Source organism: Kitasatospora sp. NPDC059408 (genome assembly GCF_042751525.1).
Classification (GTDB): domain Bacteria; phylum Actinomycetota; class Actinomycetes; order Streptomycetales; family Streptomycetaceae; genus Kitasatospora.
Genome location: NZ_JBHYWI010000109.1, coordinates 1 through 25,074 on the forward strand (window position 1 = coordinate 1; position 25,074 = coordinate 25,074).

Annotated in this window: 26 protein-coding genes and 1 pseudogene; 10 read left to right on the forward strand and 17 right to left on the reverse strand. The window is 73.4% G+C overall.

Annotation, left to right across the window (positions count from 1 at the left end; genetic code table 11):
- Positions 1–152: 152 nt before the first annotated feature.
- Together fabI and fabG are read right to left on the reverse strand one after the other, a co-directional pair.
- A complete protein-coding gene (gene fabI, locus ACFXDE_RS39630) occupies positions 153–920 on the reverse strand; it encodes an enoyl-ACP reductase FabI (RefSeq protein ID WP_329926381.1) in 768 nt (255 codons plus the stop codon).
- A gap of 2 nt (positions 921–922) precedes the next feature.
- Positions 923–1,642: a 3-oxoacyl-[acyl-carrier-protein] reductase gene (gene fabG / locus ACFXDE_RS39635; RefSeq protein WP_380446244.1), complete on the reverse strand. Its 720-nt coding sequence runs from the start codon at positions 1,640–1,642 to the stop codon at positions 923–925.
- Between the two features lie 296 nt (positions 1,643–1,938).
- Here fabG and ACFXDE_RS39640 point away from each other — a divergent pair, with 296 nt between their 5' ends.
- From ACFXDE_RS39640 to ACFXDE_RS39665, 6 genes are all read left to right on the forward strand, one after another.
- Positions 1,939–3,084, forward strand: coding sequence for an MBL fold metallo-hydrolase (locus ACFXDE_RS39640; protein ID WP_380499158.1), 1,146 nt, complete (start codon positions 1,939–1,941; stop codon positions 3,082–3,084).
- A gap of 128 nt (positions 3,085–3,212) precedes the next feature.
- A complete protein-coding gene (locus ACFXDE_RS39645) occupies positions 3,213–4,817 on the forward strand; it encodes a TldD/PmbA family protein (protein ID WP_380446246.1) in 1,605 nt (534 codons plus the stop codon).
- Complete coding sequence (locus ACFXDE_RS39650; protein WP_380446247.1) at positions 4,814–6,211, forward strand: metallopeptidase TldD-related protein; 1,398 nt, start codon at positions 4,814–4,816, stop codon at positions 6,209–6,211. Before ACFXDE_RS39645 ends, ACFXDE_RS39650 begins: the two co-directional genes overlap by 4 nt.
- Before the next feature lie 32 nt (positions 6,212–6,243).
- On the forward strand, positions 6,244–6,792 hold the full coding sequence (locus ACFXDE_RS39655) for an RNA 2'-phosphotransferase (protein ID WP_380499172.1): 549 nt from the start codon (positions 6,244–6,246) through the stop codon (positions 6,790–6,792).
- Positions 6,793–6,905: 113 nt separating this feature from the next.
- Positions 6,906–7,289 carry a DUF3099 domain-containing protein gene (locus tag ACFXDE_RS39660; protein WP_380446248.1) on the forward strand — a complete coding sequence of 128 codons (384 nt, stop codon included), beginning with the start codon at positions 6,906–6,908 and terminating at the stop codon, positions 7,287–7,289.
- A 288-nt stretch (positions 7,290–7,577) separates the two neighbouring features.
- Positions 7,578–7,811, forward strand: a complete 234-nt coding sequence (locus tag ACFXDE_RS39665) for a hypothetical protein (protein ID WP_380499159.1) — start codon at positions 7,578–7,580, stop codon at positions 7,809–7,811.
- A gap of 3 nt (positions 7,812–7,814) precedes the next feature.
- Here the strand turns inward: ACFXDE_RS39665 and moaA are convergent, their stop codons facing one another.
- The 4 genes from moaA to ACFXDE_RS39685 all read right to left on the reverse strand — a co-directional run bounded on the left by moaA (position 7,815) and on the right by ACFXDE_RS39685 (position 12,171).
- Positions 7,815–8,804 (reverse strand): GTP 3',8-cyclase MoaA, encoded by a 990-nt coding sequence (gene moaA / locus ACFXDE_RS39670; RefSeq protein WP_380445090.1) that lies wholly within the window; start codon positions 8,802–8,804, stop codon positions 7,815–7,817.
- A gap of 80 nt (positions 8,805–8,884) precedes the next feature.
- Entirely contained in the window at positions 8,885–10,495 is a 1,611-nt protein-coding gene (locus ACFXDE_RS39675) for a cation acetate symporter (RefSeq protein ID WP_380499160.1), read from the reverse strand.
- Complete coding sequence (locus ACFXDE_RS39680; RefSeq protein WP_380445092.1) at positions 10,492–10,848, reverse strand: DUF485 domain-containing protein; 357 nt, start codon at positions 10,846–10,848, stop codon at positions 10,492–10,494. The genes ACFXDE_RS39675 and ACFXDE_RS39680 overlap by 4 nt, the downstream gene beginning before the upstream one ends.
- 279 nt (positions 10,849–11,127) lie before the next feature.
- Complete coding sequence (locus ACFXDE_RS39685; protein ID WP_380499162.1) at positions 11,128–12,171, reverse strand: zinc-dependent alcohol dehydrogenase family protein; 1,044 nt, start codon at positions 12,169–12,171, stop codon at positions 11,128–11,130.
- 125 nt (positions 12,172–12,296) lie between these two features.
- Here ACFXDE_RS39685 and ACFXDE_RS39690 point away from each other — a divergent pair, with 125 nt between their 5' ends.
- The 3 genes from ACFXDE_RS39690 (at position 12,297) to ACFXDE_RS39700 (ending at position 14,960) form a co-directional block, all read left to right on the forward strand.
- Complete coding sequence (locus ACFXDE_RS39690; protein ID WP_380499163.1) at positions 12,297–13,280, forward strand: DEDDh family exonuclease; 984 nt, start codon at positions 12,297–12,299, stop codon at positions 13,278–13,280.
- 31 nt (positions 13,281–13,311) lie between these two features.
- Positions 13,312–14,115: an SURF1 family protein gene (locus ACFXDE_RS39695; protein WP_380499164.1), complete on the forward strand. Its 804-nt coding sequence runs from the start codon at positions 13,312–13,314 to the stop codon at positions 14,113–14,115.
- Between the two features lie 80 nt (positions 14,116–14,195).
- Positions 14,196–14,960: an SDR family oxidoreductase gene (locus tag ACFXDE_RS39700; protein WP_380499165.1), complete on the forward strand. Its 765-nt coding sequence runs from the start codon at positions 14,196–14,198 to the stop codon at positions 14,958–14,960.
- Positions 14,961–14,972: 12 nt separating this feature from the next.
- Here the strand turns inward: ACFXDE_RS39700 and ACFXDE_RS39705 are convergent, their stop codons facing one another.
- The 9 genes from ACFXDE_RS39705 to ACFXDE_RS39745 all read right to left on the reverse strand — a co-directional run bounded on the left by ACFXDE_RS39705 (position 14,973) and on the right by ACFXDE_RS39745 (position 22,065).
- Positions 14,973–15,620 carry an alkaline shock response membrane anchor protein AmaP gene (locus ACFXDE_RS39705; RefSeq protein WP_380499167.1) on the reverse strand — a complete coding sequence of 216 codons (648 nt, stop codon included), beginning with the start codon at positions 15,618–15,620 and terminating at the stop codon, positions 14,973–14,975.
- A complete protein-coding gene (locus tag ACFXDE_RS39710) occupies positions 15,617–16,243 on the reverse strand; it encodes a DUF6286 domain-containing protein (protein WP_380499168.1) in 627 nt (208 codons plus the stop codon). The genes ACFXDE_RS39705 and ACFXDE_RS39710 overlap by 4 nt, the downstream gene beginning before the upstream one ends.
- Entirely contained in the window at positions 16,240–16,575 is a 336-nt protein-coding gene (locus ACFXDE_RS39715; protein WP_380499169.1) for a hypothetical protein, read from the reverse strand. The genes ACFXDE_RS39710 and ACFXDE_RS39715 overlap by 4 nt, the downstream gene beginning before the upstream one ends.
- The gene (locus tag ACFXDE_RS39720; protein WP_380445100.1) at positions 16,575–16,766 is read right to left on the reverse strand and encodes a hypothetical protein; all 192 of its coding nucleotides are present in this window, start codon (positions 16,764–16,766) and stop codon (positions 16,575–16,577) included. Before ACFXDE_RS39720 ends, ACFXDE_RS39715 begins: the two co-directional genes overlap by 1 nt.
- A 46-nt stretch (positions 16,767–16,812) precedes the next feature.
- Positions 16,813–17,346: an Asp23/Gls24 family envelope stress response protein gene (locus tag ACFXDE_RS39725; RefSeq protein WP_380499174.1), complete on the reverse strand. Its 534-nt coding sequence runs from the start codon at positions 17,344–17,346 to the stop codon at positions 16,813–16,815.
- Between the two features lie 207 nt (positions 17,347–17,553).
- Positions 17,554–18,360, reverse strand: coding sequence for an enoyl-CoA hydratase/isomerase family protein (locus tag ACFXDE_RS39730; protein WP_380445101.1), 807 nt, complete (start codon positions 18,358–18,360; stop codon positions 17,554–17,556).
- A gap of 274 nt (positions 18,361–18,634) precedes the next feature.
- Positions 18,635–18,868: a helix-turn-helix domain-containing protein gene (locus ACFXDE_RS39735; protein ID WP_030059940.1), complete on the reverse strand. Its 234-nt coding sequence runs from the start codon at positions 18,866–18,868 to the stop codon at positions 18,635–18,637.
- 327 nt (positions 18,869–19,195) lie between these two features.
- A complete protein-coding gene (locus tag ACFXDE_RS39740) occupies positions 19,196–20,794 on the reverse strand; it encodes an ABC-F family ATP-binding cassette domain-containing protein (protein ID WP_380445102.1) in 1,599 nt (532 codons plus the stop codon).
- 227 nt (positions 20,795–21,021) lie between these two features.
- On the reverse strand, positions 21,022–22,065 hold the full coding sequence (locus tag ACFXDE_RS39745; RefSeq protein WP_380499170.1) for a hypothetical protein: 1,044 nt from the start codon (positions 22,063–22,065) through the stop codon (positions 21,022–21,024).
- Positions 22,066–22,440: 375 nt separating this feature from the next.
- On the opposite strand from ACFXDE_RS39745, the gene ACFXDE_RS39750 reads away from it, so the two are divergent.
- The gene (locus tag ACFXDE_RS39750) at positions 22,441–23,679 is read left to right on the forward strand and encodes a glycoside hydrolase family 26 protein (RefSeq protein WP_380499171.1); all 1,239 of its coding nucleotides are present in this window, start codon (positions 22,441–22,443) and stop codon (positions 23,677–23,679) included.
- Between the two features lie 22 nt (positions 23,680–23,701).
- Here the strand turns inward: ACFXDE_RS39750 and ACFXDE_RS39755 are convergent, their stop codons facing one another.
- Complete coding sequence (locus ACFXDE_RS39755; protein ID WP_380445105.1) at positions 23,702–24,889, reverse strand: GNAT family N-acetyltransferase; 1,188 nt, start codon at positions 24,887–24,889, stop codon at positions 23,702–23,704.
- Positions 24,886–25,074, reverse strand: a pseudogene (locus tag ACFXDE_RS39760) (hypothetical protein); the annotation flags it as partial. The gene ACFXDE_RS39755 and the pseudogene ACFXDE_RS39760, both read right to left, overlap by 4 nt.

Genomic DNA, 25,074 nt, shown 5'->3' on the forward strand with positions numbered 1-25,074 from the left:
AGGGGACCTCCTCGGCCATACGGCTGCGGGGCGGTACGTAGTCCAGAGTGCGCGCCGGGGGCCGTACCCCGCCCGGCCGGTGAGCCGAACGGGTGATACGGCGAGGGCCCGCACCCCCGGGGGGGGATGCGGGCCCTGGAGACCGGTGGGGATCAGGCGCCGATGGCGTGCAGACCGCCGTCGACGTGGACGATCTCGCCGGTGGTCTTCGGGAACCAGTCCGACAGCAGCGCGACGACGCCGCGGCCGGCCGGCTCCGGGTCGCTCAGGTCCCACTTCAGCGGGGAGCGCTGGTTCCAGGTGTCGGCCAGCTCGCCGAAGCCCGGGATGGACTTGGCGGCCATCGAGCCGATCGGGCCCGCCGAGATCAGGTTGCAGCGGATGTCCCGCGCGCCCAGGTAACGGGCCAGGTAGCGGTTGGTCGACTCCAGGGCGGCCTTGGCCGGGCCCATCCAGTCGTACTGCGGCCACGCGTACTGCGCGTCGAAGGTCAGGCCGACGACCGAGCCGCCGTCCTGCATCAGCGGCAGCAGCGCCATGGTGAGCGACTTCAGCGAGTACGCGGAGACGTGCATCGCGGTGGCCACGGACTCCCACGGGGTGTCCAGGAAGTTGCCGCCCAGGGCGTCCTGCGGGGCGAAGCCGATCGAGTGGACGATGCCGTCCAGGGTCGGCAGGGTCTCGCGGACCTGGTCGGCGATGCCGGCCAGCTGCTCCGGGCTGGAGACGTCCAGCTCCAGGACCTTGACCGGCTTCGGCAGCTTCTTGGCGATGCGCTCGGTCAGGCTCGGGCGGGGGAAGGCGGTGAGGATGATCTCCGCGCCCTGCTCCTGGGCGAGCTTCGCGGTGTGGAAGGCGATGGAGGACTCCATCAGCACCCCGGTGATGAGGATCCGCTTGCCCTCGAGGATTCCACTCATGATCAGTGACCCATGCCCAATCCGCCGTCGACGGGAATGACGGCTCCGGTGATGTACGCGGCCTCGTCCGAACCGAGGAACCGCACGGTGGACGCGACCTCGGCGGGCGCCGCGTAGCGGCCCAGCGGCACGCCCGAGACGATCTCCTTGCGGCGCTCGTCGCTGAGCACGGCGGTCATGTCGGTGTCGACGAAGCCGGGGGCGACCACGTTGACGGTGATGTTGCGGGCGCCGAGCTCGCGCGCCAGCGACCGGGCGAAGCCGACCAGGCCGGCCTTGGAGGCGGCGTAGTTGGCCTGGCCCGGCGAGCCGGAGAGGCCGACCACGGACGAGATCAGGATCACGCGGCCCTTGCGCGCCCGCATCATCAGCTTGGAGGCGCGCTTGACCACCCGGAACGCCCCGGTGAGGTTGGTGTCGAGGACGGACGTGAAGTCCTCCTCGGACATGCGCAGCAGCAGGGTGTCGTTGGTGATGCCCGCGTTGGCGACCAGCACCTCGACGCCGCCGTGCTTCTGCTCGATCTCGGTGAAGGCGGCGTCCACCTGGGCGGCGTCGGTGATGTCGCAGCGCACCGCGAGGACGTCGTACTTCTCCAGGGCCTCGGGCACCTCGCCCGAGCGGCTGGTGATGGCGACCTTGTCGCCCGCCTCGGCGAAGGCCAGGGCGATCGCGAGGCCGATGCCCCGGTTTCCTCCGGTGACGAGAACCGAGCGGCTCAACGATCCACCTCTCTCCGTAAGGGGGTGCGCGTGCGGCTGGATGCGCACGCAGTGTGACCGTATCCGGCGCCCGGCGCCGTCGGCGAATCGGTCTCCCACAGCGCCTCACCGAAGGAACTGTGGCAATCCGACAATCCGCGCCCGGCCTGCCCGGGAGCACCCCGCGGGCCGGCCGGGCGCGCGGACGGGAACACCCGGGCCGGTGCGCCCGTTGCCACCCGTTGTACGGGACGACCCGGGGCCGGCCGTACCCTCTCCCCGAAAGAGTCCCGGCGAGGAACGAAGAGGCAGGGCGCATGACCAAGGCACAGCCCGGGAGCACCCACCGACGCGGACGGCTGCTGGCCCTCACCGCCCTGGCCGCGGTCGCGGGCGCCGCCGCCTGGTCGCTGCGCGATCTCCCGGCCGCGTTCGGACGCCGGCCGGACGGCGAGCGCGAGGAGCGGGTGCGCGACTCCCCGCAGTACCGCGACGGCGTCTTCCACAACGCGCCGTCCACCCTCGCCCGCGCGGCGTCCGCCCCCAGCATCGACGGCGACACCGTCCGCCGCATGGTCTTCCAGCGCGAGGGCCGCGTCCCGGCGCAGCCGGTGCCGCTCGTGCGCCCCGCCGACGGCCCGCGTCCGGCCGCCGAGGGCGTGGAGATCACCTGGTACGGGCACGCCTCCGCGCTCGTGGAGATCGAGGGCTCGCGCGTCCTGCTCGACCCGGTCTGGAGCGACCGCTGCTCGCCCTCCGCGCACGTCGGCCCCAAGCGGCTGCACCCCGTGCCGGTCGCGCTGGAGGAGCTCCCCCAGGTCGACGCCGTGCTCATCTCGCACGACCACTACGACCACCTCGACATGGCGACGGTCAAGCGCCTGGTGCACACCCAGTCCGCGCCGTTCGCGGTGCCGCTCGGCATCGGCGGCCACCTGCGCCGGTGGGGCGTGCCCGAGCACCGGATCATCGAGCTGGACTGGGACGAGACCTGCACGCTCGGCGAGCTCGTGCTCACCCTCACCTCCGCGCACCACTTCTCCGGCCGCGGCCTGACCCGCAACACCACCCTGTGGGGCTCGTGGGTGATCGCCGGCCCCACCCGCAAGGTCTTCTACACCGGCGACTCCGGCTACTTCGAGGGCTACGCCCGGATCGGCGAGCAGCACGGCCCGTTCGACGCCGCCCTCGTCCAGATCGGCGCCTACGACACGGCCTGGGCGGACATCCACATGACGCCCGAGGACGCCGTCCTCGCCCACCGGGACCTGGGCGCCGGCCTGCTCGTGCCCGTCCACTGGTGCACCTTCAACCTCGGGCTGCACCCGTGGGCCGAACCGGTCGAGCGGCTCCTGAAGGAGGCCAAGGCCCAGGCCGTCCCGCTCGCCGTGCCGCGCCCCGGCGAGCGCGTCGACGTCGACAACCCGCCCGAGCTGGACGGTTGGTGGGAGACCGTCGCCTGACGCCCCGCCGGACCGCCGGGGCGGCGCCGGGCAAATGCGCTGGCCGAAAGTGCGTGGACGGGAAATGATGCGGTGCGGGCGCCCCTGTGCGGCGCCTCACCGCCACCCCCCGCGACCAGGGAGCTCGCTTGCCTCCGATCCCTCCGGCCGACAGCGCCGGCGTCCCCCACGGGCGCGCCGTCGATCCGCTGTTCCTCGCCTACCCGCTGCGCGCCCTCGCCGACGCCGCGCTCACCCGGGCCCGTGAACTCGGCGCCGAACACGCCGACTTCCGCCTGGAGCGGGTCCGCAGCGCCTCCTGGCGGCTGCGCGACGCCCGCCCGGCCGGCACCTCCGACAGCGTGCAGCTCGGCTTCGCCGTCCGCGTGCTGCTGGACGGCGCCTGGGGCTTCGCCGCCGGAGTGGACCTCACCACCGACGCGGCGGCGCGGGTCGCCGGGCAGGCCGTCGCGGTGGCCCGGCTGTCCGGCGGGATCAGCCGCGCGGCCGGCTCCGCCGAGCGGGTCGAGCTCGCACCGGAGCCGGTCCACCGGGACGTCACCTGGGTGTCCTCCTACGAGGTCAACCCCTTCGACGTGCCGGACGCCGAGAAGACCGCCCTGCTCGCCGGGTGGAGCTCGCGGCTGCTGGCCGCCGAGGGCGTCTCGCACGTCCAGGCGAGCCTGCTGACCGTCCAGGAGAACAAGTTCTACGCGGACACCGCCGGCACCGTCACCACCCAGCAGCGCATCCGCGTGCACCCGACGCTGGAGGCCACCTCGGTGGACGAGCGCACGGGCGCCTTCGACTCGATGCGCACCCTGGCCCCACCGGTCGGCCGCGGCTTCGAATACCTCACGGGGGTCCGGGGGTCGTCCCCCGATGGACGGAGCCCGAGGGGCACCGGCTGGGACTGGGACGCCGAACTCGCCGAACTGCCCGTCCTGCTGGCCGAGAAGATGAAGGCCCCCAGCGTCGAGGCGGGCCGCTACGACCTCGTCATCGACCCGTCCAACCTCTGGCTGACCATCCACGAGTCGATCGGCCACGCCACCGAGCTGGACCGCGCCCTCGGCTACGAGGCCGCCTACGCCGGCACCTCCTTCGCCACCTTCGACAAGCTCGGCTCGCTCAAGTACGGCTCCGAGCTGATGCACGTCACCGGCGACCGCACCGCCGAGCACGGCCTGTCGACCATCGGCTACGACGACGAGGGTGTCGCCACGCAGTCCTGGGACCTCGTCAAGGACGGCGTCCTGGTCGGCTACCAGCTCGACCGCGGCATGGCGAAGCTCAAGGGCTTCGAGCGCTCCAACGGCTGCGCCTTCGCGGACTCCCCCGCGCACGTCCCGGTGCAGCGGATGGCCAACGTCTCGCTGCGGCCCGCCGCCGACGGCCCGGACACCGAGGGCCTGTTCGCGGGCGTCGAGAACGGCCTCTACATCGTCGGGGACCGCTCCTGGTCCATCGACATGCAGCGCTACAACTTCCAGTTCACCGGGCAACGCGCCTACGCCATCAGGAACGGCGAACTCGCGGGCCAGGTCAAGGACTTCGCCTACCAGGCGACCACCACCGACTTCTGGGGCTCGATGACGGCCGTCGGCGGCCCGCAGACCTACGTCCTCGGCGGCGCCTTCAACTGCGGCAAGGCCCAGCCCGGTCAGGTCGCGGCGGTCAGCCACGGCTGCCCGTCCGCGCTGTTCCGCAACGTCAACGTGCTCAACACCCAGCAGGAGGCGGGTCACCGATGACCGCGACGCAGCCCCACGAACTCGTCGAGCTCGCACTCGGCCTCTCCCGCGCCGACGGCTGCGTGGTGATCGCCGACGAGGAGTCCACCGCCAACCTCCGCTGGGCCGGCAACGCGCTGACCACCAACGGCGTCACCCGCGGCCGCCGCCTCACCGTGATCGCCACCGTGGCCGGCGCCGAGGGCACCGCCTCCGGCGTGGTCTCGCGCGAGGCCGTCACCGCGGACGAGGTCGAGAGCCTCGTCCGGGCCGCCGAGGAGGCCGCCCGCGCCGCCGGACCGGCCGAGGACGCCCAGCAGCTGGCCGCCGGCCTGCCGGCCTCGCCGCACTTCGACCAGCCGCCCGCCGAGACCTCGATCGACGTCTTCGCGGACTTCGGCCCGGCCCTCGGCGAGGCCTTCGCCCGCGCCGCCGCCCAGGGCGAACTGCTCTACGGCTTCGCCCGGCACGAGGTGACCACCAGCTACCTGGGCACCTCCACCGGCCTGCGGCTGCGCCACGACCAGCCGACCGGCATGGTCGAGATCAATGCCAAGACCGCCGACCTGTCCGGCTCGGCCTGGGTCGGCGCCGCCACCCGGGACTTCACCGACGTCGACGTCACCGCCCTGCACGCCGAACTGACCAAGCGCCTGGGCTGGGGCGCCCGCACGGTGGACCTCCCGGCCGGCCGCTACGAGACGCTGCTGCCGCCCTCGGCCGTCGCCGACCTCATGGTCTACCTGCACTGGTCCGCCGGCGGCCGGGACGCCCACGAGGGCCGCACGGTCTTCTCCAAGCCGGGCGGCGGCACCCGCGTCGGCGACGAGCTCGCCGCGCTGCCGCTGACGCTGCGCGCCGACCCGCGCGAACCCGGCCTGGAGGCCACGCCGTTCGTCCTCGCGCACGCCACCGGCGGCGACGTCTCGGTGTTCGACAACGGCCTGCCGATCAGCGCCACCGAGTGGATCCGCGAGGGCGTGCTGACCGACCTGGTCACCTCCCGCCACGCGGCCGGCCTCACCGGCCTGCCGCTGCGCCCGGCCGTCGACAACCTGGTGCTGGAGACGGCCGACCAGGACGCCGCGCCGACGCTGGACGAGATGATCGCCCGCACCGAGCGCGGCCTGCTGCTCACCTGCCTCTGGTACATCCGCGAGGTGGACCCGGCGACGCTGCTGCTCACCGGCCTCACCCGGGACGGCGTCTACCTGGTCGAGAACGGCGAGGTGGTCGGCGCGGTCAACAACTTCCGGTTCAACGAGTCGCCGGTCGACCTGCTCGGCCGGATCACCGAGGCGGGCCGCACCGAGCGGTGCCTGCCGCGCGAGTGGAGCGACTGGTTCACCCGCACCGCGATGCCACCCGTGCGTGTCGCGGACTTCAACATGAGTTCGGTCAGCCAGGCCTCATAGCCACTGGCCGACGGGGGGATACGAGAGACATGATGGACGAGAAGCGGCTGGTCAAGACGAGCAAGATGCTGTCGCGCATCCTGCGGCACGAGCCCGGGTGGGTCGGGATCACCCTCGACGGGGCCGGCTGGGTGCGGATCGACCTGCTCCTCGCCGCCCTCGCGGCGAAGGGCAACCGATTGAGCAGGGCCGACCTGGACCACATCGTCACGACGAACAACAAGCGCCGGTTCGGCTACTCCGCCGACGGTCTCTCGATCCGCGCCAACCAGGGCCACACGGTGGCGGTCGACCTCGGTCTGGCCGCCGCCGTGCCGCCCCCGGTGCTCTACCACGGCACCGCCGACCGGCACCTGGCGGCGATCTTCCACGAGGGCCTGCGCCCGATGGCCCGCCAGGACGTCCACCTCTCGGCGGACACCGAGACGGCCACCCGGGTCGGCTCCCGGCACGGCCGCCCGGTCGTGCTCACCGTGAACGCCGCCGCGATGGTGGCGGACGGCCACGAGTTCCGGATCAGCGAGAACGGCGTCTGGCTCACCGGCGCCGTCCCCCCGCAGTACCTCTCCCGGCGGCCCTGACGGACCCGTCGCGCGTGTCCGCCCGCCCCGGTCTCGTCCTCGGCCGGGGTGCGGCGTACGGTGAATTGGCCGCGCGGCCGGACGCGCGGGTGCTCCGACGAGGACGGTAGGACATGGGCAAGAGCGCGGACGGCGGGCAGGTCCACCGGATCACGGGGGCGCGCAGCAGCCTCACCGAGGACGTCCGCGGGCGACAGCGCCGCTACGTGGCCTCGATGCTGCTGCGGACGGTCTGCGTGCTGCTGGCCGTGGTGCTGTGGGACGTGCAGCGCTGGCTGGCGGTCGGCGCGCTCGCGGGCGGCGTGCTGCTGCCGTACTTCGCGGTGCTGATCGCCAACGCCGGACGGGAGCGGGCGCCGGGTCTGCCGAGCACCTTCGACATCCCGCTCGACACCCCGCTGATGCTCGGCCCCGGTGGTACGGGTGGGGCGGGTGCGGCGGCCGGTACAGGAGAGGCAAAGAAGTCTCCCACCGATCCTTCACAGAGCGGGAGCTGACTGTCCGGGTCCTCCACGTTCGCGGTGGTTTGACTCGGCGAAAGCTCAAAAGAACCTCAGATTAATCATGCAAGACCTCCCCAAACCGGGGTCTCGGCGTGACATACTGCGTACGCGCTCCGCATCCCCCGTCGGAGCGACGGACCGACGCCGGGCGGCTCCCCCCGTGGCTGCCCGGCGTCGCCATGCCCGCCCCGGGCCGCGCCGGGATCCCCGGCCGCCGGTGTGCGGAAGGGCCCGTGAAAGACTGGCGGTGCACAACCCCCGCCAAGCCCCGAGGACGGCCCGATGGACACCCCGCAGACGCCGATCTGCTCCGCCAAGGGCTGCCGGGCGGACGCCGGCTGGGTGCTGGTGTGGAACAACCCCAAGCTGCACACCCCGGACCGTCGCAAGACCTGGCTCGCGTGCGACGAGCACCGCGAGCACCTGTCCCAGTTCCTGGGCGTGCGCGGCTTCCTCAAGGAGGTCGTCGCCTTCGCCGACTACCCCAGGACTCCGGAGGGGTCTCAGGCGGACTAGCTCCTAGCCCCCGATCGCCGACATCGGCCGGTCGGGCTGGTGGAACTCCGGGTCGTCGATCCCCGCGCCCGCCTTCTTGCCCCACATCGCCGCCCGCCACAGGGCGCCGATCTCGGCGTCGTCGGCGCCCGTGCGCAGGGCGGTGCGCAGGTCCGTCTCCCCGGTCGCGAAGAGGCAGTTGCGCACCTGCCCGTCGGCGGTGAGCCGGGTGCGGTCGCAGGCGCGGCAGAAGGGGCGCGTGACGGAGGCGATCACGCCGACCCGGGCCGGGCCGCCGTCCACCAGCCAGCGTTCGGCCGGCGCGGCGCCCCGGCGCGCGGAGGGCTCCGGGGCGAGCGCGAAGCGCGCGGCGAGCCGGTCGAGGATCTCCTCGGCGGTGATCATCGACGTGCGGTCCCAGCCGTGCTGGGCGTCCAGCGGCATCTGCTCGATGAACCGCAGCTCGTAGCCGCGCTCCAGGCACCAGGCGAGCAGGTCGGGCGCCTCGTGGTCGTTGACCCCGCGCATCAGCACCGCGTTCAGCTTCACCGGGGTCAGCCCGGCGGCCTCGGCGGCGGCCAGCCCGTCCAGGACGTCCTGGTGGCGCTTGCGGCGGGTGAGCGTGAAGAACACCTCGGGGTCGAGGGTGTCCAGGGAGACGTTGACGCGGTCGAGCCCGGCCTCGCGCAGCGCCGTCGCGGTGCGGGCCAGGCCTATCCCGTTGGTCGTGAGCGAGATCTCCGGGCGCGGCTCCAGTTCGCCGCACGCGGCGACGATCGCGACGAGCCCGGGACGCAGCAGCGGCTCGCCGCCGGTGAAGCGCACCTCCCGCACGCCGAGGTCGCGCACCGCGATCGTGACCAGCCGGACGATCTCCTCGTCGGTGAGCAGGTCGGGCTTGCCGAGCCACTGCAGCCCCTCCTCGGGCATGCAGTACGTGCACCGCAGGTTGCACCGGTCGGTGAGGGAGACGCGCAGGTCGACGGCCTGTCGTCCGAACGTGTCGAGTAGCACGGCGGTCCCTTCACCAGTAATGCGGCCGGCCCGGCCCACCGTCGCGGCGGGGCCGGGCCAGCATAGTCATCGCGCGGTGGTCAGTGGGCGCCCAGTCCGGTCAGCGAGCGGACCTCCAGTTCAGCGTACTTCGCCGGGTCGGGGCTTTCCTTGGACAGCAGGGTGCCGATCCAGCCGGCCAGGAAGCCGATCGGGATGGAGACCAGGCCGGGGTTCTCCAGCGGGAACCAGTGGAAGTCCGAGTCCGGGAAGAGCGAGGTCTTCGCGCCGGAGACCACCGGCGAGAAGATCACCAGCAGCACCGAGCTGATCAGGCCCGCGTAGACGGAGGCGACGGCGCCGGCCGTGGTGAAGCGCTTCCAGAACAGCGAGTAGAGCAGCGTCGGCAGGTTCGCCGAGGCGGCCACCGCGAAGGCCAGGGCGACCAGGGCCGCGGTGTTGAGCTTGCCGGCGAAGAGGCTGAGTACGATGGCCACCGCGCCGATCGCGACGGCGGCCCACTTCGCCGAGAGCACCTCCTCCTTCTCGGTGGCCCGGCCGCGCCGGATCACGTTCGCGTAGAGGTCGTGCGCGAAGGAGGCCGAGGAGGCCAGGGTGAGGCCGGCGACGACGGCGAGGATGGTGGCGAAGGCGACCGCGGAGATCACCGCGAGCAGGATCGCGCCCCCGGTGGAGCCCGCGCCGCCGCCGAGCGACTCGGCCAGCTGCGGCGCCGCGGTGTTGCCCGCCGCGTTGGCCGCCTTGATCGCCTTGGGCCCGACGAGCGCCGCCGCGCCGAAGCCGAGCGCCAGCGTCATCAGGTAGAAGACGCCGATGATGCCGATCGCCCAGAGCACCGACTTCCGCGCCGCCTTGGCGGTGGGCACGGTGTAGAAGCGGACGAGGATGTGCGGCAGGCCGGCGGTGCCGAGCACCAGCGCGATCCCGAGGCTGATGAAGTCGAGCTTGGTGGTGCCGCTGGCGCCGTACTTCAGCCCGGGTTCGAGGAAGGCCGCGCCCTTGCCGCTCGCGCCGGCGGCGGCGCCGAGCAGCTCGGACGGGTTGAAGTGGTACTTGGCGAGCACCAGGACGGTCATCAGCGCGGTACCGGCGATCAGCAGCACGGCCTTGACGATCTGCACCCAGGTGGTGCCCTTCATTCCCCCTATCACCACGTAGACGACCATCAGCGCGCCGACCGCGACGATGGTCCAGCGCTTGGCGCCCTCCCCGCTGACGCCGAGCAGCAGGGCGACCAGCGTCCCGGCGCCGACCATCTGGGCGAGCAGGTAGAAGATCGACACGATGATCGTGGAGACGCCCGCGGCGGTGCGCACCGGGCGCTGCTTCATCCGGAACGCGAGCACGTCCGCCATGGTGTAGCGGCCGGCGTTGCGCAGCGGCTCGGCGATCAGGAGCAGGGCGACCAGCCAGGCCACCAGGAACCCGATCGAGTACAGGAAGCCGTCGTACCCGGAGAGGGCGATGGCGCCGGCGATGCCGAGGAAGGACGCGGCGGACATGTAGTCGCCGGAGATGGCCAGGCCGTTCTGGAAGCCGGTGAAGCCCCGGCCGCCGGCGTAGAAGTCGGCGGCGTCCTTGGTCTGCCGGCCGGCCCAGACGGTGATGCCGAGCGTGAGCAGCACGAAGAACCCGAACAGGGTCATCGTGAGTCCGCGGTGCTCGGTGGCGGAGCTGGCGAGCAGGATCATTCGGCGGACTCCCGGGGGGCATGGACGACGGCGCCGTGGGCCTCGCGGATCGCGGCGGCGGGCGGGTCGATCCGCCGGTCCGCGTACCGGGCGTACCACGCCGCGATGGCGAAGGTGGTGACGAACTGCAGCAGCCCCAGCACCAGTGCGACGTTGATGTGCCCGACGACCTTGGTGCCCATCAGACCGGGCGCGTAGCTGGAGAGCAGGATGTAGAGCAGGTACCACAGCACGAAGCCGATGGTGACCGGGAAGGCGAAGTTCCGGAAGGAACTCCGCAGGGCCCGGAACTCCTGGCTCTCGTCGATGAGTTGGACATCCGTAGGGGCAGTGGTGATCGGCGGCGATTCCACGCTGTACTCCTCACTCCTTCGGCGTAGCGGTCGCACAAGGCGGACGGTCGGACGTGAGGGGCGTCACAATCCGTATGCGCGCCGCGCAATGCTAGGAGCGTCGTGCCCGCCCCGGAAGGGGTTGACTGCGATCGGCCGCCTGTTCACCCCCTCGCACTATCCAATTGGCCGAAAACCACCACTGGCGTCACTTCGGGACCGCCTCGCCCCACGACTGAGGGGCGCCACCGTCCAATGGTGGCGCCCCTCGTGACGATCTCCCAGGTTCGAGCGGGACCGTCAGAAGGCGATCCGGACCTTCAGGGCCGAGCGGTCGTCCATCGCCCGGTAACCGTCCGGGACCTCCGCCAGTCCGACCGTCCGGTCGAACACCAGGCCCGGCTCGATGGCGCCCGAGAGGACGTCGGGCAGCAGCTCGGGGATGTAGGCGCGAGCCGGCGCCACCCCGCCGTTCAGCGAAACGTTGCGACCGAACATCTGGCCGATATCGACGCCGGCGCTCCCGCCGTGCGGCACCCCGACGTAGCCCACCGCGCCGCCGTCGCGGGTGATCGAGACGGCCGTGCGCATCGACTCCTCGGTGCCGACGGCCTCCAGCACCGCGTGCGCGCCCAGTCCGCCGGTCAGCTCCTTCACGGCTTCCACGGCCGCGTCGCCGCGCTCGGCCACCACGTCCGTCGCGCCGAAGCGCCGGGCGAGGTCCGTGCGGGCGGGGTGCCGGCCGAGCGCGATGATCCGGCCCGCACCGAGCCGGTGCGCCGCCAGCACTCCGCACAGGCCCACCGCGCCGTCGCCGACCACGGCGACCGTCGCACCCGGACGCACCCGCGCCGAGACGGCCGCGTGGTGACCGGTGGACATCACGTCCGACAGCGCGAGCAGGCCGGGCAGCAGCTTCTCGTCGCCGGCCGCCTCCTTCGGCAGCCCGACCAGCGTCCCGTCCGCGAACGGCACCCGGACCGCCTCGCCCTGGCCGCCGTCCGAGCCCACCTGGCCCCAGAAGCCGCCGTGCGGGCAGGAGGTCTGGAGGCCTTCGAGACAGAACTCACAGGTGCCGTCCGACCAGACGAACGGCGCCACGACGAGGTCGCCCTTCGCGAAGCCGCGCACCTCGGCGCCGGCCTCCTCGACGACGCCCAGGAACTCGTGGCCGATCCGCTGCCCGGCCACGCGCTGCGCGACCCCGCGGTAGGCCCAGAGGTCGCTGCCGCAGATGCAGGCGTTCAGGACCCGGACCACGGCGTCCGTCGGCTGCCGGAGCACCGGGTCGGGGACCTCTTCGATCCGGATGTCGTTGGGGCCGTGGATGACGGTGGCGCGCATGGATTTTCGTCCTTGTCTACGGGGTCGGCCGCATGTACGACGCCTATGCGGAACACTCTATTCCGACCGCCCCACCTGAACATTTCGGCCGGACGCCACCCGATCGGCGCTTATCCTGTTGGACCATGCAACCGATCCAGCCCGAGACGCACGGCGTGCACCTCCCGGCCCAGCGCACCGCCACCCTCGACGGGGGCTTCGCCGTGGTGGACGTCGAGACCACCGGCCTCGGCCGCTCGGACCGCGTCATCTCCGCGGGCGTCTACCAGCTGGACCCGGACGGCGAGATCACCGACCACTGGTACACCCTGGTCAACCCCGAGCGGGACCCGGGCCCGGTCTGGATCCACGGCCTCACCGCCCAGCTGCTCTCCGGCGCCCCGACCTTCCCGGAGATCGCCGACGAGTTCGCCACCCGCCTCGCGGACCGCGTCCTGGTCGCCCACAACGCGCTCTTCGACTGGAACATGATCTCCCGCGAGTTCTCCCGGGCCGGCCGCCGCGCCCCGGTCGACCAGCGGATCTGCACCATGGTCCTCTCCCGCGACCTGCGCCTGCCGCTGCCCAACGGCAAGCTCTCCTCGCTCGCCGCGCACTTCGGCGTCCAGCAGCGCCAGGCCCACAACGCCCTGGACGACGCCCGCGTGCTCGCCGAGGCGTTCCGCCCCAGCCTGCACCTGGCGCGCCTGGGCGGCGTCCCGCTGCCCCTGCAGACCTGCGTCGCGGTCACCGACCTCGGCGAGGACGAGCCCGCCGCCCCCGGCCGCAGCGGCTGGACCGGCGCCGCCTACCGCCAGGCCAAGAAGCGCCCGCCGTGCCCGTACCCGAACCCGGGGCGCTGGGAGGACGGCAAGCCGCTGGTCCAGGGCATGCGGGTGGCGTTCACCGGCGACACCGCCACCGACCGCGAGCTGCTGGAGGACCGCGCCGCCGAGGCCGGCCTGCACATCGCCGGCTCGGTGAGCCGGCTCACCAGCCTCCTCGTCACCAACGAGCCGAACAGCTGGAGCGGCAAGGCGCGCAAGGCCCGCGAGGTGGGCACCCCGGTCGTCGGCGAGGACGCCTTCCTCCAGCTGCTGCGCGAGGTCGCCCCGCACCCCGGTGCGTGAGGCGCCTGTGAGGTCGGCGTACGGTTCCCATGTGTACCGTTTTCTGCTGACCCGGCAATGGCTGATCACCCTGCTGATCGCGCTGCTGCTGATCCCCACGACGATCAAGCTGGGTTTCTGGCAGCTGCACCGTCACGAGGCGCGGGTGGCCCGCAACGAGCTGATCGCCAAGGCGCTCACCGCCCAGCCGGAGCCGTTCGACAGCCTGTCGCCGACCGCGGGCTTCGCGGTCCCCTCGGACCTCACCTGGCGCGCGGTGACGGCCGCCGGCCAGTACGACCCGGCGCACGAGTTCGTGGTCCGCAAGCGGACCGACTCCAACGGGACCATCGGCTATTTCGTCGTGACCCCGCTGAAGCTGTCGGACGGCAAGGGCACCGTCCTGGTCAACCGCGGCTGGGTCGCCTCCGGTGACACCGCCACCGAGTACCCGCCCGTCCCGGCGGCCCCGAGCGGCGAGGTCACCGTCACCGGCCGGATGCGCGCCGACGAGACGGTCAAGGGCAGCGGCGGTTTCGTCAAGGACCGGGCCGGCCTGCCCGACCGCCAGTTCAACCTGATCAACACCGAGCAGCAGGCCAAGGAGACCGGCGTCCCCCTGCTCGGCGGCTACCTGGAGCTCACCGGCACCACCCCGGCCCCGGCCGCCCAGCCCGCGCTGATCCCCGACCCCGACCACTCCGACATCGGCCCGCACATGGCCTACGCGATCCAGTGGTGGCTGTTCACCTCGATGATCCCGGTCGGCGTGTGGATCCTGATCCGCCGCGAGGCCAAGGACCGCGCCAGGCAGCAGGCCGAACCCGAGGCCGCCGCGGAGACCGTCCCCGTCTGAGACCGTCCCCGCCCGAGGTCGGGCGCGCTTGAGGTCGGCAGCGCCACGCCGGACGCCCCCGACCCGGCAAGATGTCCCCCATGGATCTCGGACTGAAGGACAAGGCGTACGTCGTCACCGGTGCCACCCGCGGCCTCGGCTTCGCCACCGCCCGTGAACTCGCCGCCGACGGCGCCCACGTGCTGGTGACCGGCCGGACCGAGGAGGCCGTGGACGCGGCCGTCGCCGAACTCGCCGGTCTCCCCGGCACCGTCCACGGCGTGACCGCCGACAACGCCGACCCGCGGACCGCCGAACGGCTCGTCGCCGAGGCGAGCGCCGCCTTCGGCCGCCTGGACGGCGTCCTGATCAGCGTCGGAGGCCCCCAGGCCGGCCCGGTCGGGACGACCCCGGAAGAGGCCTGGCGCGACGCCTTCGAGTCGGTCTTCCTCGGCGCCCTGCGCATCGCCCGCACCGCCGCCGCGGCCCTCGGCGAGGGCGGCGTGATCGGCTTCGTGCTCTCGGCGTCCGTCCGCCAGCCGATCGCGGGCCTCGGCATCTCCAACGGCCTGCGCCCCGGCCTCGCGATGGCCGCCAAGTCGCTCGCCGACGAGCTCGGCCCGCGCGGAATCCGGGTGGTCGGCCTGCTCCCGGCCCGGATCGACACCGACCGGGTCCGCGAGCTCGACGCCCTCGGCGGCGACCCGGACGGCGCCCGCGCCCACCACAGCGCCGCCATCCCGCTCGGCCGCTACGGCACCCCGGAGGAGTTCGGCCGGGTCGCCGCGTTCCTGCTCTCCCCCGCCGCGTCCTACCTGACCGGCGTGATGGTCCCGGTGGACGGCGGAGCCCTGCGCACCCTCTGAGCCCCCGGCCGGTCACTCCACCCGCGGAGGCCTCCGCCGCTGCCGCCGCCGTCGGCGCCGCGGACCGGCGGGGGCCTCCTGGAGCACCCGGATCCGCAGGTCGGCGGGCAGCTCCGGCACCCCGAGGCTCCCGAGGGCGTCGGCCCGCGGTCCCGTCTCGAAATGCACCACCAGCGCGACCGGGTCCCCGCCGGGGGTGAGCCGGACGGCCCCCCGCAGCCGCGGGTGCCCGGGCGCGCGCACCAGGCGCACGTCCACGCGCTCGACCTCGGGCAGCACGACGGCCCCCGACTCCAGCGCCTCCTCCAGCGCCCGCGCGCTCACCCGCATCCTGAGCCCGGCCACCCCGGGCGTCGGCACCGCGATGCTGGAGAGCCCGGTGCGCCGCAGCTGCGCCACGAGCCACCACACCATGGCCAGGACCAGCACCGACAGCCCGCCGATGACGGTCGGCCACCACCAGGAGCCCGCCACCCACCGGGTGCGCGACCGCGCGCTCACCACGGGCTGGTGGGGCGAGGTCAGCGGCCACCAGTCGGGCGGGTGCACCCCGAGCCGCCCGTACAGGTCGAGCCCGCCGGCCAGCACCAGCACCCCGGCCACCACGAGCGCCGCCCCGACCAGTCCGATCAGCACCCGGTTGACGGTCCCCCGGCTCATCCCGCCGCCCCGCCCACGCCGCCCGCGCTCCCCGCCGCCTCCGTCTCCGCCTCCCCGGCCCCCTCCCGCGGCACCGTCCGGACGTCCAGCCGCAACGGCCGCGCCAGCGTCACCCGCGCGAGCTCGTCCCGCAGCTGCCGCTGCAGCGACGCCGGGTCGGACGGCCCGTACAGGTGCACCCGGACCCTCCGCCGCCCGATCTGGATCCGGACCCGCTCGACGTCCGGGAGCCCGGCCGCCCGGTCGGTCAGCAGGTGCCCGATCCCGGACCGGTTGATCACCGCGTTGGTGCCCCCGTGCGGACGCAGCGCCAGCCACCGGCGCAGCCCCGGCGCGAACGCCAGCCAGAGCAGCAACGCCCCCAGCCCGGTGGCCGCCCCCGCCCCGACCAGGACCCACAGGTCGTCGAGGTGACGGGTCGCGAGCTCGTCCGCGATCTCCGCCCGCCACCGCCGGACGGAGTGTCCGGTCCGCACCGACACCACGTCATAGAGCAGCGCGCCCGCGATCACCAGCACGCCCGCCGCCACCAGCACCGCCTCGGGCGTCCGCGCCGCCCGCGGCCGCCGCACCTTCCCCTCGCCCGCCCCCGCCTCCGCCTCCCCCTCCTCCGGCGCCGTCACGACCGCCCTCCCGTCACCAGCCGCTCCACGACCACGACCACCTCCGACACCCGCGTCCCCGTCAGCCCCTTGATCCGTGTCCCGACGCGGTCCCGCACGGCCCGGGCGAGCCCGGCCAGATCGGCGGGGAACGGCAGCTCGACCTCCACCCGGACCCGGACGGTGCTGCCGGGGACGGACACCGACACCACGGGCAGCGCACCCCTGACCGACCGTCCGGCCCACGCCCCCGCCAGGGCCTCCGTGGCCGCGCGGGCCGCGATGCGCGCGTACGCGCGGTCGGAGATCCGGATCCGGCCGCGCGTCGCCGCCGGGGCGGCCGGGCCCGCCATCAGCGGCGCCGGTCGCGGCCGCGGAGCAGGTCGCCCAGGTCCCCGAGTTCGATGTCGCCCTCCAGCAGCCGCCCGGCCACGAAGCCGACCAGCCCCAGCGCCGCCACCAGCAGGAAGGCCGCGAACCCGCCGAAGTACCCGGCGAAGCCGAGCGCCATGCCCACCACAAGGCCGACCACGGCCAGGTTCATCCGCTACTCCCTCGTCCTGCGCCCGGGATCCCGCGCGCCCGGGCCGTCACTTGAGCTTGGGCCGCTGCCCGGACGGCACCATCTGCTCCTCTTCCTCCTCGAACTCCGGCTCGTCCGGGAGGTGCACGTCGTTGACCGCGATGTTGACCTCGACGACCTCAAGGCCGGTCATCCGCTCGACCGCGTTGATGATGTTCTCCCGCACCTGGCGGGCGAGTTCGGGGATGACGACGCCGTACTCGACGACCAGCGCGATGTCGATCGCGGTCTGCTTCTCGCCGACCTCGGCCTTGATGCCGCGTCCGACGCTGGACCTGCCGCCGGGCACCCGGTCCCGCATGGCGCCGAACGTCCGGGCGAGCCCGGAGCCGAGGGCGTGGATGCCGGAGACCTCGCGGGCCGCCATGCCGGCGATCTTCTCGACCACTCCGACGGCCAGCGCCGTCCGGCCGCGCTCGCCGACCGGCTTGGGCGCGGCGGCGGCGGACCCGCCGGGCGAACCGGCCGCGCCGGACGAACCGGACGGGCCGGAGGCGTGGGAAGGAGCGGAGGCCGGGGCGTTGGCGGGGTTCTTGTGCATGGTCGCGGGCGTCGGAGTGTCAGGCATGGGGCGGGTCTCCCGTCGTACGGCTCCAGCTATATCGCAGATCCCCACAACTCTGGCATTTCGCCACGTTTCGCGCCCGCCGAGCGACGCTCCGGCAACCCCGCGGGAACCCCCGGGAACGACGGAGGCCCGGCTCCGGGGAGCACCCCCCGGGCCGGGCCCACCGAGCCGGAACGGACGTCAGTCGCCGATGCCCGCCAGGTCCCGCAGACGACGGGCCTGCGCGAGCCGTTCGGCGGAACGCTGCTCGTCGAACGACCGGCCCGAGGCCCCCTGCAGCAGGGCCTTCGTCTCGATCGCGGCGTTGCGCGGCGCGGCCAGCAGCGCGGCGGCCAGGTCGCGCGCGGCTCCGTCGAGCTCCGCGCCCGGGACGGCGATGTTGGCCAGGCCGATCGCGACGGACTCCTGCGCACCCACCCAGCGGCCGGTCACGCAGATCTCCAGCGCCCGCGCGTAGCCCACGAGTTCGGTGAGCGGCTTGGTGCCGGCGAGGTCGGGGACGAGCCCGAGCGACGTCTCCTTCATGGAGAACTGGACGTCCTCCGCGACGACCCGCAGGTCGCAGCCGAGCGCGAGCTGGAACCCGGCGCCGACGGCGTGCCCCTGGACGGCCGCGATCGAGATCAGGTCGGGCCGGCGCCACCAGGTGAAGGCCTCCTGGTAGGTGGCGATGGTGTCGTCGAGCTCCTTCTCCTCGGCGGCCGCGAGCTGGAGGAAGCTGGGCTCGCCGGGGATGCCCTCGGGGGTGAACATGGCCCGGTCGAGGCCGGCGGAGAAGGAGACGCCCTCCGCGCGGAGCAGCACGACGCGGACGGTGCCGGGCAGATCACGGCCGGCGGCGGCGAGGGCGCGCCACAGGGCGGGCGACTGGGCGTTGCGCCGCTTGGGCTGACACAGGGTGACGACGGCGAGGTCGCCGTCGATCTCCAGGCGGACGCCGTCCTGCTCCCCGCTCGGGGTCTGCGGGTCGGTGGCGGGGGCGGTCATGCGGAGACCTCCGGTGGCGAGGGACTTGGCTACCGGAGAGTAACAAACCCGGGCGCGCAGCGGCAGGCCCAGCCGCCCGGGAGTACCGGGGAATTCGTCGAAAAGGAAATGCGGGCATGACGATCGGCGGCCGGTCCACTCGATCCGAGGGTGGACGAATCAGCTGGTCGACTCACGATCAGCCCACGATCGTCGGACAATTAGCGACGATCGCCACTCGTCTCCCCGGTCGGCGCCCTGCCGCCGCGTCATCCAGCCATGAGCCGACGGGCCGTCAGGAACCGGCCCCGGCAGTCGCCTTGTTCTTGCCCCGCGTGGCACCGCCGCGGCCCCGGAGGATCACTCCGGATTCGCTCAGCATCCGGTGCACGAAGCCGTACGAGCGACCGGTCTCCTCCGCGAGAGCGCGAATGCTCGCCCCGGAGTCGTACTTCTTCTTGAGATCGGCCGCGAGCTTCTCACGCGCGGCACCGGTCACCCGGCTGCCCTTTTTCAGAGTCTCGGCCACCCGTGCCTCCTCGTAGCGTTGCTCGGTCAGATTCCCATGATCACCCATCCACCGCGTCCTGGCCACCCATTCGACAAGGTCGATGTCGGGAATGCGCCGTCCTTCGGTGGTGATCCGAGCGCACCAGGGCGCTCACGCAGAGTGCACGCCCCCGGGCGAATTGCGCCGGGTGCCGGAAACTAGCTGATCAGCAGCGTCGGCCCGACCACGATCGAGTGGCGGGCCGACGGAAGCTCCTTAAACGGAATCCGGGACTGCTTCATTCCCGGACACGCCGTAAGGACTAGGTTTTCTGGTCCGAAAAGGGGAGGGGGCGTCTACTTCCGGTCAGGCGAGCGAGACCAGATCGGCGTAGGACGGGTTCCACAGGTCCTCCACGCCGTCCGGCAGCAGGATGATCCGCTCCGGGTCGAGCGCCTCGACCGCGCCCTCGTCGTGGGTGACCAGCACGACCGCGCCGGAGAACTCGCGCAGCGCGCCCAGGATCTCCTCGCGGCTGGCCGGGTCGAGGTTGTTGGTGGGCTCGTCCAGCAGCAGCACGTTGGCGGAGGAGACCACCAGGGTGGCCAGCGCCAGACGGGTCTTCTCACCGCCGGAGAGCACCCCGGCCGGCTTGTCCACGTCGTCGCCGGAGAACAGGAAGGAGCCGAGGATCTTGCGGATCTGCACCAGGTCGGTGTCCGGCGCGGCCGAGCGCATGTTCTCCAGGACGCTGCGGTCCGGGTCGAGCGTCTCGTGCTCCTGGGCGTAGTAGCCGATCTTCAGGCCGTGGCCCGGGATGACCTCGCCGGTGTCCGGCGCCTCCACCCCGGCGAGCATCCGCAGCAGGGTGGTCTTGCCGGCGCCGTTGAAGCCCAGCACGACGACCCGGGAACCCCGGTCGATCGCCAGGTCGACGTCGGTGAAGATCTCCAGCGAGCCGTAGGACTTGGACAGGCCGCTGGCGGTCAGCGGGGTCTTGCCGCAGGGGGCCGGGTCGGGGAAGCGCAGCTTGGCGACCTTGTCGTTCATCCGGACCTGCTCCAGGCCGGAGAGCAGCTTGTCGGCGCGGCGGGCCATGTTCTGCGCGGCCACCGTCTTGGTCGCCTTGGCGCGCATCTTGTCGGCCTGCGCGTTCAGCGTCGCGGCCTTCTTCTCGGCGTTGGCCCGCTCGCGCTTGCGGCGCTTCTCGTCGTCCTCGCGCTGCTGCTGGTACTGCTTCCAGCCCATGTTGTAGACGTCGACGCAGGAGCGGTTGGCGTCCAGGTAGAAGACCTTGTTGACGACCGTCTCGACCAGGTCGACGTCGTGCGAGATGACGATGAAGCCGCCCTTGTACGTCTTCAGGAAGTCCCGCAGCCAGACGATGGAGTCCGCGTCCAGGTGGTTGGTGGGCTCGTCGAGGAGCAGCACGTCGGAGTCGGAGAAGAGGATCCGGGCGAGCTCGACGCGGCGGCGCTGACCACCGGAGAGGGTGTGCAGCGGCTGGCCGAGGATGCGGTCCGGCAGGCCCAGCGCGGCGGCGATCGTGGCGGCCTCGGCCTCGGCTGCGTACCCGCCCTTGGTGAGGAACTCGGTCTCCAGCCGGGCGTACTTCTTCATCGCGTTGTCCTGGGTGGCGCCCTTGCCGTTGGCCATCCGGTCCTCGTTCTCGCGCATCTTCTTGAGCACGGTGTCGAGGCCGCGCGCGGAGAGGATGCGGTCCTTGGCGAGGACGTCGAGGTCGCCGGTGCGCGGGTCCTGCGGGAGGTAGCCGACCTCGCCGGAGCGGGTCACCGTGCCGGCGGCGGGCAGGCCCTCGCCGGCCAGCACCTTGGTGAGCGTGGTCTTGCCGGCGCCGTTGCGCCCGACCAGACCGATCCGGTCGCCGGCGGCGACCTTGAAGCTCGCGGACTCGATCAGAATGCGGGCGCCTGCGCGCAGCTCAAGGGCGTTCGCGGAAATCATGGCCGGGTACTACTCCTGGGACGTGGGCGGGCAGCCTGGGCAGTGCACAGGGCCGGGCGGCGGGAGGGGGCTCGTCGGCGGTCGGCACGGCGCACGGGGCGCCGACACTCGCCCGCTAGTGCCCGGAGAGAACAGCCATGACGGCAAGTCTACCGGGCCGCGCGGGAACCCCCCGGGGGGATTACCGCCCCGGGGTACCGGCGGCCCGTGGCGGGACGGCCCGGACGCTACGACTGCGGCGTCGCCGAGGCCTGGTCGGTGGCGGCGGCGGTCGACGGGTCGGTGGCCGCCGGAGTCGGCTGACCGGCCGCCGGGTCCGGAGCCTGGGCGGGCGGCACGTCCGCCGTCGGCGTGGCCGACGGGTCGGTGCAGGCGTTCTGCGGGCGCACGGCGGCGAACGGCGCGGCCGGGCTCTCGCACGGGACGACGGGCGCCGCGGCCACGGTGTCGAACACCTTGGCCGGGACGATCGGACCGTCCGTGATCTGCACCCGGGTGCGGTCCAGCAGCTTGACCTGCGCGGCCGGCCCGGCGCCGAGCTCCCACCCGGTGCTGTCCAGCCGGTAGCCGGTGATGCCGCCGGAGACCGGCTGCCCGCTGCTCCCGAGGCAGCTGCGCGGGACGAGCACCGCGTAGTCGGTGCCGACCGTGCGCAGCGGGTCGTAGAGGCAGCTGCCCGGGGGCTTGCCGTTGTAGCGCAGGTCGCCGTCGGCGTCGCGCAGGCCCATGGTCAGGTTCGGGGTGACGATCGCCACCCACGGGGACGCCTTCTGGACGGTGTGCAGCGCCGCCGCGGCCCGGTCCTGGGCGAGCTGCCTGCGCTGCTCGTCGGTCCGCTTGTCGACGCCCGGCTCGCCGTCGCCGCGCAGCCAGTCGGCCAGGCCGGGCACGGCGCGGTGCCAGCGCACCTCGTGGTCGCCCGGGCGCACCGAGGTGATCAGGCCGTCGTCCCAGACCACGATGGCGTTGTCGCCGGCCATCGCCAGGTACAGCGCGTTGGCGCCCTCGCGGCGGTAGGACCAGGCCTGCTCGCCGGTCCCGCGGTGGACCGCCTCCAGGCCCGGCCCGACGACCTTCAGCTCCAGGTCGGCCGCGCTCAGGGACTGCGAGTTCACCGGCGTGGCCTCCGCGTCGCCCGGCCCCGCCACCCGGTCGCCGAACGGCACCGGCTTGTTGGCGTGCGCCGCCGCTCCGGCCGCAAGGACCAGCATCACCGCGACGGCGGGCAGGATCGAGCGGGGGGTCAGTACACGCAGCGGCTTCCAGGACACGTTGCGGAGGGTACCTTTCGGCGGGCACGCGAGTCAGCCGGGAATCGTCCGGGTCCCGCAGTGCGGACCGCACACCGGAGCGCGCACGGCCGCCGCGCGCACCCCGCCGCCGACCTGCGCCGTCGGTGCCGACCGGGTCCGGCGCCGCTCCGCGCGGTCCGCCGGGGGCGGGCTCCGGGGCCGGTCCGGACTGTTACAGAGGTGATACACGGCGGGCACCCGGGGTGCCGCTGCGGCAGACGGCGTTCGAATATCGCCCACTTTAGGGTGACATTCGGCTTTTCCGACGCCCGACGGGCCTACTGTCGGCGAGCGGAGCGCCACGGTCCGTCCGCGCTCCCCCACCCGCCCCACCCGTGACGCCCGGGAGAGACCATGCGCATCGGCCGCCTGACGCTGGCCGCCGCCGCCCTGCTGCTGACGGCCACCGTCGGTGTCCCGGCCGGGACACCGCTCAGCCAGGGCGAACGGCACGCCCTCTCGTCCGACGCCTTCGAACCGCGCGGCGCCGCGCCCCGCCCGGCCGTCCAGCGGCCCCGGCACGAACCGCCCTTCGGCGCGTTCGTCGGCTCGTGGGACAACTACATCCCGCAGATCGGCCGGTACGCGCAGTGGCTCGGCAACGCCAACCTCCAGGTCGGCCACACCTACCTGGCGGGCAACAGCTGGGCGGACGTCGAGGGCGAGCCGGTGGTGCTCGGCATGTGGTCGCAGTGGCGGCTCGCCGACCCGTCCCGGGTGCTCGTGCTCGGCGTGCCGATGCTGGCGCCCAACGAGGCGAACGTGCCGGACGGCCAGGTGGCCAAGCTGCTCGGCCAGGGCGCGCACGGCGACTTCGACCGGCACTTCCTCAAGCTCGCCCACCGGCTGGTCGCCCTCGGCGGCGCGGACACCGTGCTGACCCCCGGCTGGGAGATGAACGGCGTCACCTACACCCACCGCTGCAAGCCCGACCCGACCGCCTGGAAGGCGTACTGGCGGCGGATCGTCAAGGTCATGCGCTCGGTGCCCGGACAGCGCTTCCGCTTCGACTTCGCACCCAACCGCGGGCTGGACGCGATCCCGTGGACCAGGTGCTACCCCGGCGACGACGTCGTCGACATCATCGGCATGGACAGCTACGACCAGCCCGCCGGGGCCACCTTCGACGACCACGTGCGCGAGCCGTACGGGCTCCAGGACCAGGTGGAGTTCGCCGCCAAGCGCGGCAAGCAGGTCTCGTACCCGGAGTGGGGCCTGTTCCGCAACGGCGACAACCCGGACTACGTGCAGCGCATGGTCGAGTGGATGCGCACCCACGACACCGCCTACCAGACCGTCACGGACTACTGCCCCCACGGCTTCTTCGGGTGCGACCGCAACCCGCGCTCCAGCGCGCGGTTCAAGCAGCTGATGGCGGGCTCGAAGGGGGCGCCGGCGGTCGTCCCGACGGCGCCCCCGGTCCCGACCGCACCGGCCGTGCCCTTCCTGCCCTCCGGGCCCGCCGTGCCGGGCACCCCGGGCACCCCGGCCGGCCAGAGCCCGTCGGCCGGAGCCTCGCCCACCGGTTCCCCGGCGCCGTCCCCGTCGCCCGCCGCCTCCCCCTCGCCGAGCGGGACCCCGGCCCGGCGGTAGGAAGCGCCCGGCACCCGGGAGCTCAGGCGCGGCGGCGGGCCAGCAGCGCCTCCTTGAGGCGCGGGAAGCGGGTCCGCAGGACGTGCGCCACCGCCTGCCGGGCCCGGATGACACCGGCCCTGGCGGTCGCCACCGGGGCCGGGCCCCGCGGGCCGAACAGCAGCCGCTGGTTGGGCAGCTGGTCCGGCCGCCAGCGCTGCTTGTACGGCTCCTGGCCGCGCAGCAGGCTCAGCACCGGGATCCCGGCGCCGACCGTCTCGTCCAGCGCCGCGGCGAACAGGAGCCCGGCGATGTCGATCTTCTCGCGCAACTGCGGGTGCGCCCCGTACATGTACAGACCGCCGAAGGACGGGCAGAGCAGCAGCAGGTTCACGGCCATCAGCTCGCCGTTCAGCCGGAACTGGTGCACGGCGGCCCGGCCGGAGGCGACCATCCCGGTCGTGGACTCGACCAGGTGCCGGGCGAAGCGCTCGGTGCGGTGCTCCGGGGTCACCCCGCGCTCCTGCCACTGGAGGAAGTGCAGCCGCAGCAGGGCCTCCAGCGCCGCCGGTACCTCCGCCACCGGGGTCGAGCCGACCTCCACGCCCGCCTCGGCGATCTTGCGCAGCTTCACCCGGCTGCGCTGGGCGGTCTTGCCGGGCACCCGCTTGAGCAGCTGCTCCATCGACACGGCCGGCAGGTACTGGCAGAGCGAGTCGGCGAACCGGCGGCGCCGGCCGCGCCAGTGCTCGAACACCTTCTGCACGGCCGCCTCGGGGTGGACCTCGCGCAGCTCCAGCGTGTGCCACGGCCGGGTGAGCGGGAGGGCGGCGGCGAACACGGCGGCGGCCCGGTCGGCGCAGTCGTCGTCGAGCAGGACGTCGGTGAAGTCGACCAGTCCGTCGCCGAGGGCGGTCAGCCCGCCGAGCGGGCCGCCGCGCCGCCGGAAGGCGCCCGCGCCGACCAGCAGGCCGTCCCGGCGGACGGTCACCACCAGCAGGCCGCCCGGGGTGCCGTAGTGGCGCCACCACGAGCGCTGCCAGTCGGCGGCCTGGAAGAAGGTGGTGGTCCGGCAGCGGGCGGCCAGGGCGTCCCACTCCTCGGCGAGGGCGTCGAGGGCGTCGTCCTCGCGGCGCAGCTCGGCGGTCCAGACCGGGCCCGGCGCCGGGTCGGGACCGGCCGGCGGAGCGGCCTGGGCGGGCAGGCCGGCGGCCCGGGACTCGGTCCTCATCGCGCGCTCCCGGTCGCGGCCTTCTCCTTGGCCGGGGGCTCCGCCTCGGCCCCGGCGGCGCCGGCGGGCTTGTCGGCCGTCTTCTCGGCCCGGCCCGGCTTCTCGGCCGGCTTCCCGCCGGCCTTGCCCGCGGGCCCGGCGGCCGTCCGGGCGGGGGCCTGCTCGGTCCGCGGGCGCGGAGCGCT

Bases quoted from the DNA above. Each gene is read 5' to 3' on its own strand.
- ACFXDE_RS39690 (WP_380499163.1), top strand. From the start codon at position 12,297: ATGCAACCGATCCAGCCCGAGACGCACGGCGTGCACCTCCCGGCCCAG.
- fabI (WP_329926381.1), bottom strand. From the start codon at position 920: ATGAGTGGAATCCTCGAGGGCAAGCGGATCCTCATCACCGGGGTGCTG.
- ACFXDE_RS39720 (WP_380445100.1), bottom strand. From the start codon at position 16,766: ATGAACCTGGCCGTGGTCGGCCTTGTGGTGGGCATGGCGCTCGGCTTC.
- ACFXDE_RS39685 (WP_380499162.1), bottom strand. From the start codon at position 12,171: ATGCGCGCCACCGTCATCCACGGCCCCAACGACATCCGGATCGAAGAG.
- ACFXDE_RS39640 (WP_380499158.1), top strand. From the start codon at position 1,939: ATGACCAAGGCACAGCCCGGGAGCACCCACCGACGCGGACGGCTGCTG.
- ACFXDE_RS39725 (WP_380499174.1), bottom strand. From the start codon at position 17,346: ATGCACAAGAACCCCGCCAACGCCCCGGCCTCCGCTCCTTCCCACGCC.
- ACFXDE_RS39730 (WP_380445101.1), bottom strand. From the start codon at position 18,360: ATGACCGCCCCCGCCACCGACCCGCAGACCCCGAGCGGGGAGCAGGAC.
- ACFXDE_RS39650 (WP_380446247.1), top strand. From the start codon at position 4,814: ATGACCGCGACGCAGCCCCACGAACTCGTCGAGCTCGCACTCGGCCTC.
- ACFXDE_RS39755 (WP_380445105.1), bottom strand. From the start codon at position 24,889: ATGAGGACCGAGTCCCGGGCCGCCGGCCTGCCCGCCCAGGCCGCTCCG.
- ACFXDE_RS39665 (WP_380499159.1), top strand. From the start codon at position 7,578: ATGGACACCCCGCAGACGCCGATCTGCTCCGCCAAGGGCTGCCGGGCG.
- ACFXDE_RS39715 (WP_380499169.1), bottom strand. From the start codon at position 16,575: ATGGCGGGCCCGGCCGCCCCGGCGGCGACGCGCGGCCGGATCCGGATC.
- ACFXDE_RS39750 (WP_380499171.1), top strand. From the start codon at position 22,441: ATGCGCATCGGCCGCCTGACGCTGGCCGCCGCCGCCCTGCTGCTGACG.
- ACFXDE_RS39705 (WP_380499167.1), bottom strand. From the start codon at position 15,620: ATGAGCCGGGGGACCGTCAACCGGGTGCTGATCGGACTGGTCGGGGCG.
- ACFXDE_RS39700 (WP_380499165.1), top strand. From the start codon at position 14,196: ATGGATCTCGGACTGAAGGACAAGGCGTACGTCGTCACCGGTGCCACC.
- ACFXDE_RS39740 (WP_380445102.1), bottom strand. From the start codon at position 20,794: ATGATTTCCGCGAACGCCCTTGAGCTGCGCGCAGGCGCCCGCATTCTG.
- ACFXDE_RS39675 (WP_380499160.1), bottom strand. From the start codon at position 10,495: ATGATCCTGCTCGCCAGCTCCGCCACCGAGCACCGCGGACTCACGATG.
- ACFXDE_RS39655 (WP_380499172.1), top strand. From the start codon at position 6,244: ATGGACGAGAAGCGGCTGGTCAAGACGAGCAAGATGCTGTCGCGCATC.
- ACFXDE_RS39660 (WP_380446248.1), top strand. From the start codon at position 6,906: ATGGGCAAGAGCGCGGACGGCGGGCAGGTCCACCGGATCACGGGGGCG.